Annotated in this window: 18 protein-coding genes; 8 read left to right on the top strand and 10 right to left on the bottom strand. The window is 59.7% G+C overall.

All coding sequences use genetic code 11. From position 1 onward, the window contains the following. Positions 1-30 precede the first annotated feature (30 nt). On the bottom strand, positions 31-1,572 hold the full coding sequence (locus tag GFM02_RS15880; RefSeq protein ID WP_168322121.1) for a sugar ABC transporter ATP-binding protein: 1,542 nt from the start codon (positions 1,570-1,572) through the stop codon (positions 31-33). Positions 1,573-1,651: 79 nt separating this feature from the next. Then, positions 1,652-2,614 (bottom strand): sugar-binding protein, encoded by a 963-nt coding sequence (locus tag GFM02_RS15875; protein WP_131642690.1) that lies wholly within the window; start codon positions 2,612-2,614, stop codon positions 1,652-1,654. A gap of 349 nt (positions 2,615-2,963) precedes the next feature. Between GFM02_RS15875 and GFM02_RS15870 the strand changes: the two genes are divergently transcribed. Further along, a complete protein-coding gene (locus GFM02_RS15870) occupies positions 2,964-4,052 on the top strand; it encodes a LacI family DNA-binding transcriptional regulator (RefSeq protein ID WP_027665803.1) in 1,089 nt (362 codons plus the stop codon). Positions 4,053-4,469: 417 nt separating this feature from the next. Next, positions 4,470-6,176: a biosynthetic-type acetolactate synthase large subunit gene (ilvB, locus tag GFM02_RS15865; protein WP_168322120.1), complete on the top strand. Its 1,707-nt coding sequence runs from the start codon at positions 4,470-4,472 to the stop codon at positions 6,174-6,176. Between the two features lie 182 nt (positions 6,177-6,358). Here the strand turns inward: ilvB and GFM02_RS15860 are convergent, their stop codons facing one another. The 5 genes from GFM02_RS15860 to speB form a co-directional block, all read right to left on the bottom strand. After that, positions 6,359-7,795, bottom strand: a complete 1,437-nt coding sequence (locus GFM02_RS15860; protein ID WP_168322119.1) for an NAD-dependent succinate-semialdehyde dehydrogenase — start codon at positions 7,793-7,795, stop codon at positions 6,359-6,361. 17 nt (positions 7,796-7,812) lie between these two features. Next, positions 7,813-9,402: a gamma-glutamyltransferase family protein gene (locus GFM02_RS15855; RefSeq protein ID WP_168322118.1), complete on the bottom strand. Its 1,590-nt coding sequence runs from the start codon at positions 9,400-9,402 to the stop codon at positions 7,813-7,815. A 17-nt stretch (positions 9,403-9,419) separates the two neighbouring features. Further along, entirely contained in the window at positions 9,420-10,802 is a 1,383-nt protein-coding gene (locus GFM02_RS15850) for an aminotransferase (RefSeq protein ID WP_168322117.1), read from the bottom strand. Positions 10,803-10,926: 124 nt separating this feature from the next. Continuing rightward, the gene (locus GFM02_RS15845) at positions 10,927-11,769 is read right to left on the bottom strand and encodes a transporter substrate-binding domain-containing protein (protein WP_020049964.1); all 843 of its coding nucleotides are present in this window, start codon (positions 11,767-11,769) and stop codon (positions 10,927-10,929) included. A gap of 80 nt (positions 11,770-11,849) precedes the next feature. Further along, positions 11,850-12,896: an agmatinase gene (gene speB / locus GFM02_RS15840; protein WP_168322116.1), complete on the bottom strand. Its 1,047-nt coding sequence runs from the start codon at positions 12,894-12,896 to the stop codon at positions 11,850-11,852. 153 nt (positions 12,897-13,049) lie between these two features. Between speB and GFM02_RS15835 the strand changes: the two genes are divergently transcribed. The 6 genes from GFM02_RS15835 to GFM02_RS15810 all read left to right on the top strand — a co-directional run bounded on the left by GFM02_RS15835 (position 13,050) and on the right by GFM02_RS15810 (position 20,197). Beyond that, a complete protein-coding gene (locus GFM02_RS15835; RefSeq protein ID WP_168322115.1) occupies positions 13,050-13,775 on the top strand; it encodes a GntR family transcriptional regulator in 726 nt (241 codons plus the stop codon). 33 nt (positions 13,776-13,808) lie between these two features. Next, the gene (locus tag GFM02_RS15830; RefSeq protein WP_168322114.1) at positions 13,809-14,534 is read left to right on the top strand and encodes an ABC transporter permease; all 726 of its coding nucleotides are present in this window, start codon (positions 13,809-13,811) and stop codon (positions 14,532-14,534) included. Next, entirely contained in the window at positions 14,531-15,232 is a 702-nt protein-coding gene (locus tag GFM02_RS15825) for an ABC transporter permease (RefSeq protein ID WP_168322113.1), read from the top strand. Before GFM02_RS15830 ends, GFM02_RS15825 begins: the two co-directional genes overlap by 4 nt. Before the next feature lie 12 nt (positions 15,233-15,244). Further along, positions 15,245-16,048 carry an ABC transporter ATP-binding protein gene (locus GFM02_RS15820; RefSeq protein ID WP_168322112.1) on the top strand — a complete coding sequence of 268 codons (804 nt, stop codon included), beginning with the start codon at positions 15,245-15,247 and terminating at the stop codon, positions 16,046-16,048. A gap of 149 nt (positions 16,049-16,197) precedes the next feature. Further along, positions 16,198-19,443, top strand: a complete 3,246-nt coding sequence (locus GFM02_RS15815) for an adenylate/guanylate cyclase domain-containing protein (RefSeq protein ID WP_168322128.1) — start codon at positions 16,198-16,200, stop codon at positions 19,441-19,443. Between the two features lie 73 nt (positions 19,444-19,516). Then, positions 19,517-20,197, top strand: a complete 681-nt coding sequence (locus tag GFM02_RS15810) for a peroxiredoxin-like family protein (protein WP_020049958.1) — start codon at positions 19,517-19,519, stop codon at positions 20,195-20,197. Between the two features lie 73 nt (positions 20,198-20,270). Here the strand turns inward: GFM02_RS15810 and GFM02_RS15805 are convergent, their stop codons facing one another. The 3 genes from GFM02_RS15805 to copM form a co-directional block, all read right to left on the bottom strand. Beyond that, positions 20,271-20,825, bottom strand: a complete 555-nt coding sequence (locus GFM02_RS15805) for a cytochrome c (RefSeq protein ID WP_168322111.1) — start codon at positions 20,823-20,825, stop codon at positions 20,271-20,273. Positions 20,826-20,936: 111 nt separating this feature from the next. Further along, positions 20,937-21,269, bottom strand: coding sequence for a four-helix bundle copper-binding protein (locus GFM02_RS15800; RefSeq protein WP_131666950.1), 333 nt, complete (start codon positions 21,267-21,269; stop codon positions 20,937-20,939). Positions 21,270-21,280: 11 nt separating this feature from the next. After that, the gene (copM, locus tag GFM02_RS15795; protein ID WP_168322110.1) at positions 21,281-21,700 is read right to left on the bottom strand and encodes a CopM family metallochaperone; all 420 of its coding nucleotides are present in this window, start codon (positions 21,698-21,700) and stop codon (positions 21,281-21,283) included. Positions 21,701-21,725: the final 25 nt, after the last annotated feature.

The raw sequence follows: 21,725 nt of genomic DNA, 5'->3' as shown, positions 1-21,725 counted from the left end.
CCCCCGATACTTATTTGTGGGTCGCAGCCGCTATTTTACCCTTTTGCCGACGGCAAGCAAAAGGACGCTTTCCTGGCTGATTTCGTCCTCTTCCAATATGCCGGCGATCTGGCCCTCGTGCATGACGGCGATGCGGTCAGAAACGCCGATCACCTCTTCCATGTCGCTTGATATCATCAGGATCGCCACTCCGGCATCGGCAAGCGCTCGCATCAGGCCATAGATCTCGTTCTTCGCGCCGATATCGATGCCGCGTGTCGGCTCGTCGAAGATCATCACCTTCGGGCTCATCGACAACCATTTGGCAAGCACCACCTTCTGCTGGTTGCCGCCGGACAGAGTGCCGGTTCGCGTCGAAACGGAGGGCGCCTTGATACCAAGGCGAACGCGCTGCTTTTCGGCCGCCGCCCTCTCCCGCTCGGCAGAAAGCATGAAGCGGCTGGAGAGCTTGGGGAGATCGGCAAGGGTTATGTTCTGCGCGATCGGGAAATCAAGAAGAATGCCGTTGCGCTTGCGATCCTCCGGGACCAGGAAAATGCCACGAGCGACGGCGTCCCGGGCAGAACTTACCGCAATTTGCCGCCCGTCCTGCAGGATGGCTCCGCCGTAGCTCCGGTCGATGCCGAAGAGTACTTTTGCAAGCTCGGTGCGGCCCGACCCCACGAGCCCTGCAAGCCCCATGATTTCTCCATACCGGATTTCCAGATCAACGGGACGGCCGGGATAGGCCTCGGTGCGCACGCCACTTGCCTTCAGCGCAACCGAGCCGGGCGAGCGCTGCGGTTTTGCGGTCCGGGCCGCAAGCACCCGGCCGATCATCAACTTGACCATCTGGTCGTGACCGATATCTCTCTTGGCAAGCGTGCCCACTAGCGTGCCGTCGCGCAGGACTACGACCCGGTCTGCGACGCGCTCAACCTCGTGGAGGCGATGCGAGATGAAAACCACACTGATGCCATCGGCTTTCAGCGATTTGATAATGCTCAGGAGACGCTCGGTTTCGGCCAGCGGCAGGCTGGACGTGGGTTCGTCGAAGATGACGAGCCTGGCATTGATGGACAGCGCCTTGGCGATTTCCACCATCTGCTGCTCGGCAAGGGAAAGCGATGCCACGGGTGTGTCGGCGGAAAAATGAGCCCCTACCCGCTTCAAGAGCGGCTTCACCATGTCTCGCAGCCGATTGCGATCGACGAGCTTGAGAGGTCCGGCCTTCAGCGGCTCGCGGCCCAGGAAGATATTGGCGGCAACGTCGAGATTCTCAAAGAGATTGAGTTCTTGGTGTACGAAGGCGATGCCGGATGCGATGCTCGATTCCACAGTGAGGAAACGAAGCTCTGCGCCGTCGAGCAGAATCGTGCCTCGGTCCGGTGCGATCACGCCGCCGAGAATCTTCATCAACGTCGATTTTCCAGCCCCGTTCTCGCCGACGAGGCCGATGACCTCGCCCGGTATGATGTCGATTGACAGGCCCTCAAGCGCAACGACGCCCGGATAGGTCTTGCCAACGCCGGAAAGCGAAAGGAATGGCGTTGCAAGCGCGTCCGGTGACGGGATGTCGGAGCTGTGGTTCATCGCCTGTCCATGGCTGCCAATACTGTCGGCATGAGACGTCTTTCGCGGCGGCGGCAAGTGCCCCCGCCGCGAAGGAGGGTTATTTTCCAGACATGGCCTTCAGGCTGGCGGCATATTTGTCAACGTCATCCTTGCCGATGATTACCGTCGGGATGATGATCAAGCCGTTGCTGGGAACGCCGGATTTGTCGCCCTTGAGGTAGGCCGCCATCAGCTTCATGCCCTGATAGGCCCATTCGAACGGCTGTTGCACGACGGTCGCTGCGACCGTGCCTTCCTTGACGCCGCCGAGCGTGATCGGATCGTCATCAAAGCCGACGACAGTGATCTGGCCGAGTTTGCCGGCGTCGCGCAACGCTTCATAGATGCGCGGCGTATTGTAGGAGTAGAAGCCGACCATGCAGGTGACGTCGGGGCTGGCCACCAGCGCGTCCTCGACGTTCTTCTTTGCGCGCGTCTGGTCGATATCGTCGCCGCGTACATCTGTCAGCTCGATCTTCGTGCCCTTCAGGCCGTCCTTCATGCCCTGGATGCGTTCCTTGGCATTGTCGGCGCCGAGCAGGCCAACGAAGCCGATGCATTTGCCGCCGTCCGGCATCGCTTTCTTGGCGATTTCGGCGGCCTGCATGCCGGCGTCGATATTCGATGAGCCGATATAGGCGACGCGGTTGGTCTGCGGCGCGTCGCTATCTGTGGTGAAGAGAGCAGTCTGCGAGCCGATCTTGTTCAAGCCGTCCGTCTGGGTCTTGGGATCGACTGCGGAAACCATGATCCCCTTGACGCCGGCACTGACCAAGTCTTCCATAAGCCGCTGCTGAACGGCGACAGATGCCTGCTCAGGGTACTTCAGCTCCATCTGGTAGTCGGGCATCTCGCCCTGCGCCTTCTTCACGCCCGCCTCTGCGGCTTTCCAGAAGTCGGATGCGCCGTTGACGACAAATGCGAGTGTCGGCTTGTCGGCAGCATTTGATACGGCAATCGGTGCCGCGCTCAGCATCAACCCGGCGAAGAACAAGGCTGCATTGCGTTTCAGCTGTTTCATAATACACCTCCCGAGGGGCCGCAGTTGCACGGGCCCGTTTCCGATTTACGGCCGGCCGGATGCGCGCCCCCTCCTAGGGCCGTCGCAAAGCGACGAGTGGCATAGGTTCCGATCGCTCCTTGACGGTATACAAGAAATTTAATTAGTAAATAGTATTATCAATGCAGATCAAAACATTTCATCGTGCAATGGCTACGATGGCGATTTTGTACTGACACTTGCCAATAACTGATAGAGTTGCAACAATTCCTGCAATTGCCAGCGCTTTCAGATAGATGATAATATTAATTACCAAAACCGACAATCAATCACCCTGAACCGTTATCCCAAGCAGAGACAGTCTCCACGAATGCGAAAGTCCAAGACCCAAAATAAGCCTGTGCGCGTGACGATGATGGACATCGCCGCGGCGGCTGGCTGCTCGCAGGCGGCCGTCTCCTTCGTCCTCAACGACACACCCGGCACCCGCATCTCACAGCAGACGCGCGATCGCGTATTGGAGGCGGCGCGCGCGCTCGGTTACATGGAGAAGACCTATACGACGAAGGCCTCTTATTCGGGACTGGACAACGTCATCGGTTTCGCCGTGGATCAACTCGCCACCAGCCCGGAAGCGATCGTTGCGATCGAAGGCGCGCGGCAAGCCTCCTGGAACGCCGGCAATGTCCTTCTGGTAACCCAGACGCTCAGTGACCCCGTCATGGAGCCGAAAGCAATCGAGGCGTTGACGAACGGAGGCATATCGGCGCTCATATATATGACAATCTATACTCGCCAGGTGGAGCTTCCATCCTATGTCAGCAAGCTCAACATCCCGACGGTCCTGCTGAACTGTTATACCGCGGACCATGCCTTTCCCGCCGTGGTGCCGAGTGAGATCGCGGGAGGGCAGAGCTCCACCCGGCATTTGATCATGCACGGACACCATCGCATCGCGACGATCACCGGCGAAATCTGGATGCAGGCGGCGCAGGACCGGCTGACGGGATATCGCCGCGCATTGGCGACCGCCGATATCCCCTTTGATCCGGAATTGGTCATTGAAGGCGACTGGTCGGCCGGTGCCGGCTATGCCTCCACGATGAAACTGCTTGCTCTGAAAGAGCCGCCCACCGCGATCTTCTGCCAGAACGACCGCACTGCCATCGGGTGCTACGAAGCGCTCAAGGATGCCGGGCTTCGCATTCCCCAGGACATGTCGGTGGTGGGTTATGACGACGAAGAAATTTCACGACATCTCGTCCCTCCGCTGACGACTTCGGTTCTTCCACATCTTGCCATGGGGCAATGGGCGATCGAACATCTCAACCCGGAAAGTACACCCGGCAAGCGCTATCCCATTGCGAAGCTCGAATGCTCGCTCGTCAAGCGTCATTCCGTCGCCGCGCCGCGGGCCGAGGCGCGGCAGATCCTCGATGGTGCATATACCTCGCCATAGAACTTGGGCTCGCGCCGGTACCGGACGCCGGTGGCTGGCTCGGAAACCCTGACGGGCGCACACTGGAAGACGTGGTCGAAATCGCTTGGGGGCGATGGAACGGGCAGAGTTTGCCTTGTCGATCGGTTGCGAACGGGTTGCCACCCTGCCCTTGCCTCATCATTGACCGAACCAACCGATCTCAAATATTCTCAACCACAGATACGATCTGCGCAGCGACGTCGTTGACGACGTGTAGATTTAGAGCTAGCTCTATCGCCGATGAAAATCGCAATGGTTCTCGTAGTGGTGATATCGCGCATGGGCAGGACGGTCTGATCGTCCGGCAATAGCCACCCATGCGCCGAAAACAGGTCCCTGACGGGGCCTTTTTTATGCCCCGTCGCACCATCACCTCACTCACGACGGAACCCAGATATGACCGGCGAGACAGCCAACTCTTTTCTCAACACCCCCTCCGATCGTCGCATGAACGGCGGCGAGATCGTTCTGCAAGCGCTGCGCGACAACGGTGTCGAACACATTTTCGGTTATCCCGGTGCAGCGGTGCTGCCGATCTATGACGAAATCTTCCAACAGGAGGACATCAAACATTTCCTGGTGCGCCATGAGCAAGGCGCCGGACACGCCGCCGAAGGCTATGCCCGCTCGACCGGAAGAGTTGGCGTCATGCTGGTGACATCGGGACCAGGCGTTACAAATGCGGTCACGGCGCTGCAGGATGCCCTTATGGACTCCGTCCCGCTCGTCTGCCTCGCCGGCCAGGTGCCGACAAGTCTGATCGGTACCGACGCTTTTCAGGAATGCGATACGGTCGGCATCACCCGCCCCTGCACAAAGCACAATTTCCTCGTCAAACACGTCGACGATCTGGCCAAAACGATCCATCTGGCTTTCCGGATCGCGACGGCCGGCCGACCCGGCCCTGTTCTCGTCGACATGCCCAAGGACGTGCTCTTCGCTAGCGGGACCTACGTTGCACCTGACCAGGTAGCTACGCTGCCGAGCTACCAGCCGGCAATGCAAGGCGATCGGAACGCGATCCGAGCGGCGGTCGCATTGATGGCCGGAGCCCGGCGACCCATCATCTGTGCCGGCGGCGGCATCATCAATTCGGGACCGGAGGCGTCGAGATTGTTGCGTGAGTTCGTCGACCTCACCGGCTTTCCCGTAACGTCCACTATGATGGGGCTTGGAGCCTATCCCGCCAGCGGGCGAAACTGGCTGCGCGTCGCCGGACAGGACGGATCGCATGAAGCCAATATGGCAATTGGCGACTGCGATCTGATGGTCGCCATCGGCGCGCGGTTTGACGATCTCGCGATCTCGCGCGTCCATGAGTTTTCGCCTCACTCGAAGAAAATCCTGATCGATATCGATGCCTCGTCGATCAACAAACGCGTTCCCGTCGATATCGGCATTCAAGGCGACGCCGCGCACGTGCTGGCGGATATGATCCATGCCTGGCGGTCGCTCTCCACCATGCCCGACCAGAAGCGGTTGCGGGCGTGGTGGTCGCAGATCGACCATTGGCGAGCCCACCATTCGTTTTCCTACGAGCGGCTGGACCACGCAATCATGCCGCAACATGCCCTGCAGCGCCTGCATGCGTTGACAAAGCCGCACGACCCGATCATCGCCACGGAGATCGGTCAGCAGATGTGGGTGGCGCAGTTCTTCGGCTTCGACAAACCCAATCGCTGGATTACGTCAGGGGGGTTGGGGACGATGGGTTTCGGTCTTCCCGCCGCGCTGGGGGCGCAGATCGCACATCCCGGCCGTCTTGTCATTGACATTGCCGGCGACGCGTCTGTGCAAACGACGATGAAGGAGCTGTCGACGGCGATACAGCATCAAGCACCGATCAAGATCTTCATCTTGAGCGATGAACATCCGGGCATGGCGCGAGAATGGGGTCAAGTGCCGGAGGGCAGTGGTCGATTTCGCTCTTATTCGGCTTCGCTGCCCGATTTCGCCAAGCTCGCGGAAGCCTATGGCGCCATCGGCCTTCGTTGCGAGAGCCCGGGCGAACTCGACGCCAGGATCGGGGAGATGATCGACGCGGACCGGCCGGTGCTCATTCACTGTCGGGTCGCGAGGCTCGCCGGCACCCACCCGCAGTGATGGCGGCAGCTCCCATCCGTTCAATGTGCTTGATCAGGCCCCTCCTGGGGGCCTGAGGATTGACGGTACACAGGCGGGCGCCTGGTCCGTCTCCGGAGAACGGGCGGTTCTGGCATGGCTGAGCGATACCACGAAGCATGTCGCCCACGAGTGAAAGCGCCAAGTGGGTGGGATTCGGTCCGCTAATTAACCGTCTCGGTTACCAGCTTCGCATTGAAATAAGCTTCTAGCGCTTCGCTGCCGCCTTCTGACCCGTAGCCGGAATCTTTTATGCCGCCGAAGGGTAGCTCTGGCAGCGCCAGTCCATGATGATTGATCGAGAGCATGCCACTTTCGATGTCGCGGGCAAGGTCGGCGCTCGTCTTCGCAGACGTCGTGTAGGCATATGCCGCCAGCCCGTATGGCAGGCGGTTGGCTTCCGCAATGGCAGAACCATAATCCGAAAATGCACTGACGATCGCCATCGGACCGAAGGGTTCTTCGTTCAGCACGCGCGCATCTTGTGGAACGTCGGTCAGAACTGTCGGCTGGAAGAAGTTGCCGAGGTTGCCGATTCTTTTGCCGCCGGTTGCGATCTTTGCGCCACGCATCACCGCGTCGGCCGTCAGCGACTCCATGGCCTCGACCCTTCGCGGATTGGCAAGCGGCCCCATGGCTACGCCGTCGCGCAATCCATCGCCGACATCGATTGCCTCGGCCGCCTTCACGAAGCCATCGAGGAATTTTTCAAAGACGCGTTCCTGGATGAGGAACCGCGTCGGTGCCACGCAGACCTGGCCAGCATTTCGAAACTTCGCACCAGCCAATAGTCTGACCGCAAGATCGATATCGGCATCATCGAAAACGAGAGCTGGCGCATGGCCGCCGAGCTCCATCGTCACCCGCTTCATGTGGGCGCCGGCCAGTGAGGCCAGTTGCTTTCCAACGACGGTCGATCCGGTGAAGGAGATTTTGCGGATAACAGGGTGGGGGATGAGGTGATTTGAAATATCGGCTGGAATTCCGAAAACGAGATTGAGTACTCCTGCCGGCAGGCCTGCGTCAGCAAAGGCGCGAACAAGCTCGGCGCAGCTTGCCGGCGTCTCCTCCGGCCCCTTCAGAATAATCGAACAGCCGGCGGCAAGGGCCGCCGAAACCTTCCGTACGGCTTGATTCAACGGGAAATTCCAGGGACTGAAGGCCGCCACCGGACCGACAGGCTCCTTGACAACCATTTGCCTGATATTGGTCGCTCTGGGTGGAACCAAACGGCCGTAGGCACGGCGAGCCTCTTCGGCAAACCAATCGATAGTGTCGGCAGCTCCCGCCGTTTCCGCTTTGGATTCGGCCAGCGGCTTGCCCTGCTCCAACGTCATTATTCTCGAGATCGCCGCTGAACGGTCGCGCAAGATCTCGGCGGCTTGGCGCATAAGCTTTGACCGCTCGAACGCACTTACGCGCCGCCATTGTTCAAAGCCGGCGGCAGCGGCTGCAAGCGCTTCATCGAGATCACCCTTGCTGGCATTCGAAACGCTACCGATGACCTCGCCCGAAGCAGGATTGACGATGGAGAGATGGGCGTTTGACCCGTCCCTCCAAAGGCCATTGATGTAAAGTTGGGTATCCGGATATCCCGACATATCGCTCTCCATTGCCGTCAGTAGCCGAGTGCGCAACCATCTTTTCGATGATCAGAAGCGCCCAACAGTGTGTTGTGTTGATCGTCAATCCAGATCGCCTGGGCACCGCCAATCGCCCAATTCGGAGCGACAACCCTGAAGCCGCGCGCTTTGAGATCATCGCCGATCGAGATGCGAAGACGTGCTTCGGCTTCGATCGTCGCCGTGCCGGGAAGCGGAAAGAGCCGAGGTAAATCGATTGCGCTCTGAATGTCCAAATTGAAGTCGAACAGCTTGGAGAGGAAGTGGGCGTGGCCCATCGCCTGATAGTGTCCCCCCATGACGCCGAACGACAAAACAGTTTTGTCATGGCGTGTCACCAGCCCTGGGATGATCGTGTGCATAGGCCTCTTGCGCGGCCCTATCGCGTTCGGATGGCCCTGCTTCATAACGAAGCTTTGCCCCCGATTGTGGAATAGGACGCCGAAGTTTGGCGCCATCAAGCCGCTTCCGTAGGGATGGAAGACCGAGTTGATGAAGCTGGCAACATTTCGATCCTTGTCGACAACCGAAATATAAACCGTGTCCGAATGCTCGACGCCGTCGAGAACCGCCTCGGCGTCGGAGGCCGTGGTCATATCGATCTTGGCAGCAAGACTGTCGGCGAGTTCGTCGGACAACAGAAAGTCGACCGGAACATCTACTGCCGCGTCGGCTACCCATCGATCACGGGCGGCATAAGCCAGCCGTGTGGCTTCGATTTCGACGTGCAGATTGTCGACGCCCAGCGGATCGCCTTTGCGTTCGAAACGCTCCAAGATCTTCAGGATCATCAGAGCGATGATCCCCTGCCCGTTTGGCGGGCATTCATGCACCGTCCATCCTCGATATGTCGCGCTGACGGGCTTCACATATTCGCCGGCGGCAGATGCAAAATCTTCAAGTGTATGGAGACCGCCAAGCGAATTCAGCCGTGTCACCATGTCGTCCGCCACTGGACCACGATAGAAGCCGTCACGGCCTGAAATCCCGATCGCTTCCAGTGTCTGTGCCAGTTCCGGCTGACGTTGAACCGATCCGACAGGCGGCGCCTGATCGTCGATCAAGAAAATACGGCGTGTCGAAGGATCACGCAGCAACAAATCACGTTGGTTCGAAATATCGACGGCAACGCGTGGCGTGATCCCATAGCCGTCGCGCGCCAGCGCTATTGCGGGAGCAAGGATTTCAGCCAGCGACATCCTTCCATGATCGGCAACGAGACGCGTCCATGCGTCCACCGCACCGGGAACGGTCACCGCATGCGGCGACGATCGCTCGATCGAAGTGATGCCGTTTTCCCTGAACCAATCAAAATGTGCCGCCGCCGGCGTGCGTCCCGAGCCATTATAGGCAACGACATCATCATTTCCGTTTGATGTCAGCAGCGCAAAGCAATCGCCACCTATGCCGGTGGATCCGGCCTCGACCACGCATTGCACGGCGCAGGCACCCACCGCAGCATCGATCGCCTTGCCGCCGGCTTTGAGGATCTCGATCGCGGTCAAGGTCGCCATGGGGTGCGATGTAGCTGCCATCCCATTGCGGCCGACAGCTATCGATCTTCCCGGCATTTCGAAGTTTCGCATATCGTCGGTTCCTTCGCTCAGTAGAGGCCGGTCGCCCTGGCCCAGGTGTAGGTGTCGTCCAACGCCCGGGTGGAGCGGTCGAACAATTCATTGATCTGTGCTTCGGTGATGATCAGCGGCGGGCAAAGCGAGTAGTTGTCGCCAAGAGCGCGCGTGATGACGCCATGGACCTGGGCCTGCTTGCCGGCGTGAATGGCAATGCCGTCCGCTGGCTTGAACTGCTCTTTGGTTTCCTTGTTGCGAACCAGCTCGAGTGTGCCGATGAGGCCACGACCGCGGGCGTTGCCCACAAGCGGATGGTCGCCAAGTTCGTTCAACCGTCGCTGGAACACCGTCGCGACGTCCCTGACGTGGCCGACAATGTCGCGCTCCTCATAGATTTTCAGGGTTTCCAAAGCGACGGCGGTCGCAACAGGATGGCCGCTATAGGTGAAACCATGTCCGAATGTTCCGATTTTCTCGCTTTCGGCAACGACCGCGGAATGGACCTTTTCGTTGATCATCAGGGCGGATATCGGCTGATAGGCCGCCGAAAGCTGCTTTGCCATGACGATCATATCCGGCTGAAGCCCGAAGCTTTCCGAGCCGAACATCGTGCCGAGCCTGCCGAAGCCGCAGATGACTTCATCGGCGATCAGCAGCACGTCGTATTTCTTGAGGATTGCCTGGATCTTCTCGTAATAGGTCGGCGGCGGAACAATGCAGCCACCGGACGCCATCAATGGCTCAGCGAAAAATGCACCGATGGTTTCCGGCCCCTCGGCGAGGATCATCTGTTCAAGCGAATCGGCACAGCGCGTCGCAAATTCTTCCTCAGTTTCGCCCGGGCGGCCGTAGCGATAAAATTCGGGGCAATCCGTATGCAGCACCCGATCAATAGGCAGATCGAAATCGCGGTGGTTGTTCGGAAGCCCCGTCAGGCTCGCCGAAGCGATGGTCACGCCGTGGTAGGCCCGCATCCGCGATATGATTTTCTTCTTTTCCGGCTTGCCGATGGCATTGTGATAATACCAGACAAGCTTCATGGCCGTATCGTTGGCCTCGGAACCCGAATTGGCAAAGAACACTTTCGACATCGGGACCGGTGAAAGCTGAATGAGCCGGTCGGCAAGCTCGACCGCGGTCTCATGCGTCTTGCCGCCGAAGCTGTGATAGAAGGGCAATTCCTTCATCTGGCGGGTTGCCGCGTCTACCAGCCGTTGTTCGCTGAAACCCAGCGAGGCACAAAACAGCCCGCCAAGACCCTCGATGTATTTATTGCCGTCGCTGTCGATGATGTGGATCCCCTCACCCCTGGCGATGACCAGCGGGCCGTCCTTCAAATGCTGCGAGGCGTTGGTATAGGGATGAAGAACGAACGCGGCGTCGCGGGATTCAAGGGAGTTGAGAAGGATGGTCACAGGGTTCTCCAAATATTAGCTTTGTTTCGATTGCGACGCTTGGCAAAGCTCCGTCCGTCAGCCGGTGCGACCTCTCGGTGCACCGGCTGCCGATTGCTGCCGGAATAGGAGCCTTACCGTTTAATCAATCAAGAGTTGTCTTTATCCATTTCTCTGCGAGCTTATTGATCGTGCCGTCGCCTTCGGCCGCTTCGATCGCCGCATCGAACATCGACTTCAAAACGGTATCGTCCTTGCGAAGGCCCGCCGCGATGCCTTGTCCGAAGACCCCGCCTTTGAAGGTCGGACCCGCGATCTTGTAATCTTTGAAGTCGTCCTTGCCGAGCGTTGCAGTCAATGAGGTTTTCTGGGCAACGACGGCATCGATCCGACCCGCCTGGAGGTCCAGATCATGCTGTTCGACGGTCTTGTATTCCCTGGGATCGACGACGCCCTTGAAATAGGTATCGAGAAACGCAGTGTTCGCTGTCGAGACCTGGGCGCCGACGGCCTTGCCCTTCAGGGCGTCTCGAAGCGGCTGCAATTCCTGCTCGACCTTCGCCTTGTCGCCAGCGAGGTCCACCGTCGTCCCGGTTCCCGGCAGATCGGCGAGAGGACCAGTTTTTTCGACCATGAAAGCGGCCGCGGTCGGGGCATAGGGCATGCTGAACGAGATCACGGCAAGGCGCTTTTCGGTAACGATCATCGAAGCCATGATGGCGTCGAACTTCTTCGCAGTGAGCGATGGAATCAGTCCATCCCAGTCCTGGGCGACGATGGTGCATTTGACCTTCATACGAGCGCAAAGGTCGTTGGCAAGATCGATCTCGAACCCTGCAAGCTTGCCGTCAGGACCGGTAAAATTCCAAGGCTCGTATGCGCCCTCGGTCGCAATGGTGATCTCGGTTGGTTTTGTCTCAGCGGCGGCGGCGCCGACAGAGACGACGCCGAGCAGAGCGGACGTCAACAAGAGTTTTGATATTTGCATTTTGCATTCCCCTTTTTGGTAGACCCTACCCTTTTCCCAAGGCAAGGCTGTTGCAGACTCCGCGACATCCAGCCCGTTTGCTAGGACGCGCGAACCTTGATTGCCTCGGCCGTCAGGCAGAGGAGTTCGAACAAGACCTGAGCGGCAATTTGCGCCGTGTTCGACGTTGGATCGTATTGCGGAGCGATCTCGACGACGTCGCCGCCGACGATGTTCAAACCTGCAAGACCGCGCAGAATTCCGAGTGCCTGGGCAGACGTCAGCCCACCGACCTCAGGCGTTCCCGTGCCAGGCGCAAATGCCGGATCAAGAGAATCGACGTCGAAGCTGATGTAGGTTGGGCCTGATCCGGCGACTTCTCTCGCTTTGGCGATGACGGCCTTTATGCCGAGGTCGCCAACGTCTTCCGCATGGATGACGGTCATGCCGGACGCGTAGGAAAATTCCCACAGATACTCGGAATTCCCTCGAATTCCGATCTGGATCGTCCGCCTGGGATCAAGCACACCGTCCAGAACCGCTTGGCGGAACGGTCCGCCATGATGGAATTTGCACCCCTCGAATGAACCACCGGTGTCGCAATGCGCATCGATGTGGATCATCCCGACGGGCTGATGCTTGCCAAGGGCCTTGAGAATTGGAAGGCTGATCGAATGGTCGCCGCCGACTGCCAGAGGCACAACGCCCGCTTCTACCAGCCCGCGGACAAATCGTTCGATATCTTCATGGGATGCAGCAAGATCAAAGCGGCTTTTGAACGGAACATCGCCCACGTCGGCAACGCGTGCATGGGCAGTCGGGACGGCTCGCAAGACATGATCGTAAGGACCGACCCGATCGACATTGCGCACGGCCCTCGGCCCGAATCGCGCGCCTGATCGGTTCGTCACCCCGAGATCCATCGGAATTCCGAAAAGCGCTATGTCTATATCGGCAAAATTGGGTGATGCGTCGGGACGATACGGTGCCTTCAGCAATGTCGGAACACCGCAATAGGGCGCCTGACGACTGTCTCCCTCGCCGAAGACCAGTTCGGCAACCTTTCGAAACTTCGGATCGAATACTTCGCCGCCCGAAGCGTTCGAAAAACGCTTGCGCAATTCGTCCAGGCTGAGAATCTCCGGCATCTGGCCTCCATGTGTTCTGAAGCAATCTCAAGCGACATTCAAAAAGCGAATGAGGAGCCATTGCTTGTTGTCGCCAACATTGTATACATAATCGTATTCTTCTTGATCAAGCAAGAGGGAAAAAGTTATGGTGACGCTCGCCGGGCCCGGTGAATGGACCAGAGATGGAAGGGGAATCGATTGGTAGCGACCAAGACGGAACAGCGAGGGTCATTGCGTGAGAGCACATATGCCCAATTGAAGGACCTGATCCTCAGCGGCCAACTTCGCCCCTCGGAGCGCCTTTCGGAAGTTTCGCTTGCCAAGCGCTTTGGCGTCAGCCGCACGCCGTTGCGTGAAGCGCTGATGAAGCTTGAAGAGGAAGGGCTTATCGTTGGGCAGCGCAATTTTGGCTACACTGTGACCGATCTCGACGTCACCAAATTCTGCAATCTGCTGGTTGTTCGCGAAGCGCTCGATGTTTGCGCGGCACAACTCGCCTGCGAGATGGCGACCGAGGAAGACCTCGATCGGCTTCGCGGCGTCATCGCCCAGATGGTGGAACTCAAGGAAACGACCAACGAGACGCCGTCGGACGCGGCGCGGAATCTCGATCTTGGACTGCACATCCATCGCGTCATCGTCGAATCGACCCGAAACGAGGCCCTCGTGAGGGCAACGGATCAAATTTACCAGCAGCTTCGGCTGGCACTTTGGCTCGAAGTCCTTTGGGTCGATCTGGAGCACACGGATCTCGACGAGCACCGGGCAATCGCAGACGCCATCTGCTCACGCGACCGGGAGGCCGCCGCCAGTGCAGCGCGGGCGCATGTTCAAAGCTCGCTTAAAAATATGTCGAAGCTCCAGCGCATCTGGGCGCATCGCCGGGCAGCCGACTGACACAAACCTGATCTTTCACCAAGAGGTCCACGCATGGCACCTATCGATAGTTACCTGGCTCTCGTTGGCTTCGGGCCGACGGGTTGGGGTTGGCTACTTCTGACCGCAGCCGCCATGACAATCGGTGTATCCGTCTGCGGTTTTCTGGCTGGAACGGTGATCGGCTCGATTGTCACCTTCATGCAGTTGTCCCGCCACATGGCCGTCCGGTGGCTGGCGGACTGTTACACGACGGTTCTGCGCGGCGTGCCGGACCTTCTCGTCATCTATCTTTTCTATTTTGGCGGCAGTGCGTTCCTTGGATCTGTGGGCGGCCTGTTCGGCTATCAAGGGTTCATCGGAATGCCGGCCTTTTTGACAGGAACCCTGGCGCTCGGCGTGGTTTCGGCAGCCTATCAGGCCGAAGTATTTCGCGGGGCCTACAGATCGGTGGCACGCGGCGAACTCGAAGCCGCCAGCGCCGTCGGTATGCGGCCATGGCCTAAATTCAGGCGTATCATCGCGCCGCTCGTCCTGCGCTATGCCATTCCCGGCCTCGGAAACACCTGGCAACTCGTCTTGAAGGAATCGGCATTGATCTCCGTCACAGGTCTGGTCGAACTGCTGCGCCAATCGCAGATCGCCGCCGGATCCACACGCCGCCCCTTCGAGTTCTACCTGTCGGCGGTTGTTCTCTATCTCATCGTCACCTGGTTCTCCTCGATTGTATTCAGGCGAATGGAAGCTCGAACGACCCAGGGCGTAAGGAGGGCGTTATGACGGATATCGGTTTCATGTGGGATACGTTTCTCACGCTTCTGAGCGGTGTGCCGCTCACCCTCGAGCTTGCGATCACGTCCATCCTGGCAGGCAGCGCGTTGGCGCTTGCACTCTCGCTGCTGGCCGTGACCGGCGGCGCAATGGGACGATCCATAGCCGGTGCCTATGTCTTCGTCTTCAGAGGTTCACCTCTCCTCGTGCAAATGTTCCTGATCTACTATGGCCTCGGCCAGTTTCGGCACGGGTTACAGGACCTCGGGCTCTGGTCGTTCTTTCGCGAACCCTATTGGTGCGCGGTGCTCGCACTCACTCTCAACACTGCTGCCTACTGCAGCGAAATTTTCCGCGGCGGCCTGCGCGCCGTCTCCAGCCAGGAAATCGAGGCGGCACGCGCCTGCGGCATGTCGGGCGTTCTTCTGTTCAGACGGATCATCCTGCCGATTGCCATCAGGCATGCGCTGCCGGCCTACGGCAACGAGATCATCCTGATGCTCAAGGCAACGGCACTCGCTTCTGTCATCACGATCATGGAAGTCACCGGCCTGGCCGGGAAGTTGATCGCCGACAGCTTTCGCGCTTTCGAGATCTTCATCGTCGCAGGGGCGATCTACCTTGCGATCAATTTCGTCGTCACGCGCATTCTCATGGTGGTCGAATTTTGGCTTTCGCCTCACATGCGCATGCGGCTGCAATCTTAAACGGGAGTGTGCATGTCTGGCAGGGGATCAGTTTTGGCTAGCGACAACAACGACAAAAACGCTGCCGTTTCGGTTAAGGATCTTCGGAAATGCTTTGGCCCATTGGAGGTCCTGAAGGGAGTCTCGCTGGAAGCACATGAAGGCGATGTGATTTCCATTCTCGGTTCATCCGGCTCTGGCAAATCGACGATGCTCAGATGTCTCAATATGCTCGAAGTCCCCGACAGCGGTGAAATTCGTATCGGCGGGGAGATGTATGCTCTGAAGAAAGCCGGGCATAGAACCGAGCCGGCGGACCGCCGGCAAGTCGATCGGATGCGCGAGCACATCGGCATGGTGTTTCAAAGCTTCAATCTTTGGTCGCACATGACCATCCTGGAGAACGTGATCGAAGCGCCGGTGCACGTGCAGAAACGCAACCGCGCAGAATGCATCGCGGAGGCCGAAGTCCTGCTCGAACGGGTCGGTATCGCCGACAAGCGAAATTTTTATCCCGCGCACTTGTCCGGAGGGCAGCAACAACGGGCTGCAATCGCGCGCGCACTTGCGCAGCGGCCGAGGGTCATGTTGTTTGATGAACCGACCTCTGCGCTTGATCCCGAACTCGTCGGCGAAGTGCTCAAGGTGATGCGCTCCCTCGCTGAAGAAGGCCGGACCATGCTGGTCGTGACGCATGAGATGGCCTTCGCGCGCGACGTTTCCAATAAAGTGGTGTTTCTCCACAAGGGTGTCATCGAAGAAACCGGCGCGCCTGCTGAGCTATTTACGCAGCCGAAGTCTGAACGATTTCGACAGTTTCTTGCGGGAACGAGGTGACGTCGCCTGACGTCCGGAACGGATCTCGCCGGCAGCGCTTGTTTAGCGCTTGCGGGCCTGGGGCAGCAGGTTCATGCTTGTTTCCTATTCTGAGGCCTGCTGGTTGCGGCTGAAATAGCCGTACATCGGGGTTTCGTGAGATGCGTCCGATGGAGTGCGCCGGCTGCGGGTTCGATATTCAGAGCGGTTTTGCTTTCTGTCCGCGATGCGGCGCAAGGCAACCGATCTCGTGCGCTGCCTGCGGCTATCCCTGTCAGCCCGATTTTGCCTTCTGCCCCAGCTGTGGCGCGTCGGTTTCGGGCAAAGTCCAACCCGCGTCGAAGCCAAACATCGAGGCGGTGCAGTCTAAATCTGACGGTGATGCCGACCGGCGGCCGGTGACCGTGCTCTTTGCCGATCTCTGCGGCTTCACGACGCTGAGCGAGCAGATCGACCCTGAAGTCATGCGGGTGCTGCAGAACGAATTGTTCGAAGAGATGACCCAAGCGGTCGAGGCCTATGGCGGCTTCGTCGACAAGTTCGTCGGCGATGCGCTGCTGGCGCTGTTCGGCGCGCCGGTCGCTCATGAGGACGATCCGGTCCGGGCGCTTGGTGCCGCACTCGATATGATCAGTCGGGCCACGCAGGTCGGCGAGCGCTGGCACGCCCGCGCCGGCGTGCCGCTGCGTCTGCATATCGGAATCAATAGCGGCCCTGTCGTTACCGGCGGCTTCGGTGCGGTCAGTACAAAATCCTATTCGGTGACCGGCGACACGGTGAACACCGCCCAACGCCTGCAATCTATGGCCGGCGAAAACGATATCCTTGTCGGGCCGCTGACCTATCGCCTCACCCGCCATGCCTTTGCCTTCGAGAGTCTCGGTGCGCAGGCGTTGCGCGGCAAAAGCGGAAACGTCCTTGTCCATCGGCTGACAGGACTGTTGGAAGCGCCGCATACGGCGCGCGGGCTCGAGAGTCTCGGCCTTCAGGCGCCGATGATCGGACGGGATACGGAAATGTCGCGGTTGCTGACATGCCTCGATCTTGCCTGCGGCGGGGCAGCACAGCTTGTCCGCCTGATCGGCGAAGCGGGTATCGGGAAGTCGCGGCTGGTCAATGAATTCGTCGCGATAGCCAGCAATGCCGCCCGTTTCCAGGGCCTCGCCATCCGCAAAGCGACCTGCTCTCCCCTCGGCGAACAATCCTATGGCACGCTCGGCGCGGTCGTGCGCAGCGCCTACGGCATTGGCGAGCGAGACGATCTCGACAGGGCGCGGCAATTGCTGGCAACGGGGTTTCGCGCGCTCGATCTGACGCAGGAGGAGGTCGAAGGACTTTTGCCGCTCTTTCTGCATGTCCTCGGCCTCGGCGATCCCGATGGCGCGTTGCGGTACATCGAGCCAGAGCAGCTGCGGCGGCAGATCTTCTATGCCGTCCGCACCGTCTTCGAGCGGCGGCTGGCGCAAGGTCCCCTGCTGCTTGTCATTGAGGATCTGCATTGGGCGGACGCTGCCTCGCTGGAAGTGCTTCGCTTCATGATGGACCGGCTGGAGCGCAGCCGGTTGATGCTGCTGGCGGTCTACCGGCCGACATCGCAGACCGACCCACTGGACTCCAATCGTGTCAGCGTCACCGTCCAACGTCTTGCCCCACTCTTTGCGGCCGACGGGCAGAAGCTGCTTGCTGCGTTTTTTGGCGAGAGCTATGCCAAGTTGCCAGTGACGATGCGCAAACGCATCCTCGACCGCGCCGGCGGCAATCCGCTTTTCATCGAAGAAACCCTTCGGGCGCTGATCGACATGGGCACGTTGCACAATGACGGCCAGCGCTGGCATGTCGCAACGGAAGACACGGATGTGGATATCCCGGTGAACCTGCAAGCCCTGTTGCTTGCCCGCGTCGATCGTCTGCCGCAGGAGATCAGACGGCTGGCGCAAGAGGCGGCGGTGGTCGGCCCGAAGTTCGATACCGCCCTGCTCCGCACCGTCGCCACAGACCCGGCCGCCATCGATGCTGCATTGGATCATCTCTGCGATGCCAATATCATCGAGGAGTTGCGCGGGCCGGATGCCGGCGGGTCGCCGGGCTATCGCTTCAGCCAGACGCTGATGCACGACGTCATCTATCACAATCTTCTGCTGCAACGGCGCATGGAGCTTCATCAACGGATCGGCCGGGTTCTGGAACGTCAATATGGTGCAGCGCCCGACCGGCCCGAGTATCTGGCGCAGCTCGGCCATCACTTCAGCCTGACCACCGAAAAGGCCAAGGGCGCCACCTATCTGATGGCGGCTGGCGATCTGGCGCGCAAGGCCTACGCCAATGACGACGCAATGCGCCTCTACCGTCAGGCCCTTGCGGCCTTCGCAAACGAGGCGGAGGTGACACCGGAGCAACAGGCGCTCCTGGAGCGTCTTGCCGATCTCTGCGGCCCTGCCGGCCTGCGCGACGCCGCCTTGAACCATTATCAGCGAGCGCTGGCGATCCACCGCACCAAAGACGATCCTATCGCCGCAGCGCGGATATTGCGCAAGATCGGCCGTTTGCATCTCGATGCAGGACGCCGCGATCAAGCGGAGACACATTTGGCCGAAGCCGAAGCGATGATCGCCACAATCGATGCGCCGGTCGAACGTGCACATGTCCTGCAGGAGCGCGGCCATCTGGCCTTCCGCATGGGGGATCAGGCCGCTGCCGCAGAGTGGGCGACGCAGGCGCTGCAATGCCTGCAAACCCTGCCGATCGACGGGACGACCGAGGCCGGACGGGAGACAGCGCGAGCGATGGCGGAGGCGCTGAACACGAAGGGTGCAGCCTTTGCGCGGCTCGGACGCCGCCGCGAGGCCGTGCAGGAAGTGGAGCGTAGCCTCTCTGTTGCCGAAAAGGCCGATCTGCAAAGTGCTGCCTGTCGCGCCTATTCCAACCTCGGCGTTCTCTACACGATTGTCGATCCGGCCAACGCCATCAAGATCTGCCGGCGCGGTCTGGAGGTTGCGACCCGTATCGGCGATCTCGGCTTCCAGGCGCGCCTTCTCGCCAACCTCGCAGTCGCATGTTGTACCTTCACCGATCGCTGCGCCGCCGAGGGTGTACCGGCGGCGGAGAAGGCCGTCGAAATCGACCGGGGGCTCGATCAGCGCGACCATCTCTCCGTGCCGCTGATCGTACTGGGCCAGATTCATCAATGCCACGGGCAGCCGAAGCTAGCTCGCAAGTATTACGAAGAAGCCCTTGAGGTTGCGAAGGAAATTGATGAACCGCAACTACTCTTTCCGTGCTATGATGGCTTGGCGACACTCAGCCTTGAGCATGACGACATGGACGAGGCGGAACGGTATTTCACGCTGGCACAGGATGTCTGCATCCGCCACAACCTCGACCCCGGCACGCTCGTCGTCTTGCCGTTTCTCGACTGACTTGTCCTCGTGCAGTGATCGCCGGAGATCGATTAGGCAAATCGATTCAAGAAGATAAAGGGAGGAACGAAACATGCAGGAGAACCACGCCGCAAGACCGTTACAGCCGGGAGATCGCGCGCCGAACGTGGTGCTGGATGCGATCACCCGCCAGGGCAAGGTCGCCATCGACGATTTTCGCGGCCAGAAGCCGGTGCTCGTCGGGTTGTTCCGCGGATTGCATTGCCCGTTCTGTCGCCGGCAAATTGCCGCCATGGCCGAACTCACCGATGCCTTGCAGGAGAAAGGCATCGACTGCCTGACCGTCGTCAACACGCCGATCGACCGCGCTCGCCTCTATTTCCGCTACCATCCGCTTCCCAATCTGCTGGCCGCCTCGGATCCGGAACGGGTATCGCACAGGGCCTTCGGCCTACCGAATCTGCAGTTCACCGAAGATGAGAATGAGTGGCCGCGCAAAGTCAGCATGAACACGGTGATGTCGATGCGCATCGACATGCCGGGCGAGCTTCCAGTGCCTATGGACCCGATGGCGGCGTCGGAATTCCTCGACAAGGCGGACGGCTATGAAATCACCGAGGATGACAAGCAGATGATCGCCACCGGCCACGGCCAGCTCGTCGGCGAATTCCTGCTCGACCGGGATGGCGTCGTGCGCTGGTGTTTCACCGAAGTCGAGGAGGATGGCCGCCATATGTTTGGCGGTCCCGCCCCTCGGGAAGTGATGTCGGCAGCGTCGAACATGGCTGTTTGAAGCGAATGCGGCCGTGGTTGAAAGGTCGGACGCTTGAACAAGGTGAGCAATTCCCGGTCCCGCGTGATCGCCCTTATTCCATCCTGAACTTGGCGTGGCAGGTCGTACAGGTCTGAAGCATGAGGTGGAACGCATGTTCTGCCGGCATTGCCAGCAGTTCCTGCTCGTTACGGACGCGGCTGCCGAGCGGGCCGCCGCCCATGGCTTCCCCAGGCTTCATGCGCATGCTGGCGGACATCTGTCCTGGGTTGTTCTGCGCGGCGGCGTCCAGCGCGATGGCGTAGTCGCGCAGATCGTTGGCGATGCGGTCGAACCGGTCGCGCTCTTCGAGGATGTTCGACCCGGCCTTCGACTGCGGACTGGCGGCCTGGGAGGCGAAATGTGCGGAGAGAACGCTCCCGGACTTGTCACGGATGGTGTCGGCCGCCCATTTGAACTCATTGGCCTTGTAGGTTGTCGGATCCTTGAACATGCCGGAGATCGTCTTCGCCGCGGCGGCCATGGCCTTCATGTCCGCCTGCCGACGGGAGACGAGGTCCTCCGCGGCTGGCGACGGAACCCCCGCCATCAGGACCGCTCCCACGATGGAGAGCAGTCCAATCTTCTTCACGTAAGCGGTCTGCTTCATAAACGCTGCGTCCAAACCGGGCCATGCCACTTGCTTCGGATATCCGTCGCTTCACCGGATATTCGTTCTCATCTGGGCAGGAAGAGGGCGAACGGACACCGGCCTCCCCGATCACGCCGCCATCTTGCGGCAGCTATCGGCGCAACGGCGGCAGGCGTCGACGCAGCTTTGCATGTCGCCCACCCGCTCGCAGTCTTCGGCGCACTGGCCGCAGATTTCTGCGCATTCCCCGCAGACATGCTTGTGGTGCTCCGAGCCGATCAGCATGAAGTGCGCTGAGGTCCGGCAAATCTCCGCGCATGCCATCATCAGCTTGAAGTGCGGAGGCTTGGTGTGCTCCCCACCCAGTTCCAGGCAATGTCCCATGGCCATCGACAGGCATTCGCTGTAGCAGGCGAGGCAGTTGTCGATGCAAGCTTTCATTTCAGTCGACATATGATGCATGGCGCAATCTCCTATTTGACTTCCTTGTCCACCCACTTGGACATCTCTTCGATCTCCTTTTTCTGGGCTTCGATGACCTTCTGTGCCATCTGCTTGGCCTCTTCATTGTCGCCGTACTTGAGTTCGACCTCCGACATGCTGATCGCGCCCATATGGTGGGCGATCATGCCGCAGACGAAGGAGACGTCGGCGTCCTTCTTCATCATCCCCTGCATCATGTTCATGTGCATGCCCTTCATGCCGTCCATCGACGCCTTCTGGTAGTCGGTCATCTCTCCCATCGGCGTGCCTCCGGACATGTCCATCTTCATGCCTGCGGACTTGCATTTCTCCGGATAGGCCATCGTCGTCTGGGCGGAAACCGCCGACGGCAGGATAGCAAAGCCGGCGGCAACTGCCGCGTACAGGGTAAGGCTGGTGAACGTTTTCATGTTTCGATCTCCGAAATCTGGTTGA

It is taken from the genome of Rhizobium leguminosarum bv. viciae (assembly GCF_012276115.1).
In the GTDB taxonomy this organism is placed as follows: Bacteria; Pseudomonadota; Alphaproteobacteria; order Rhizobiales; family Rhizobiaceae; genus Rhizobium; species Rhizobium leguminosarum_T.
This window is presented reverse-complemented; position numbering and strand designations above follow the sequence as displayed.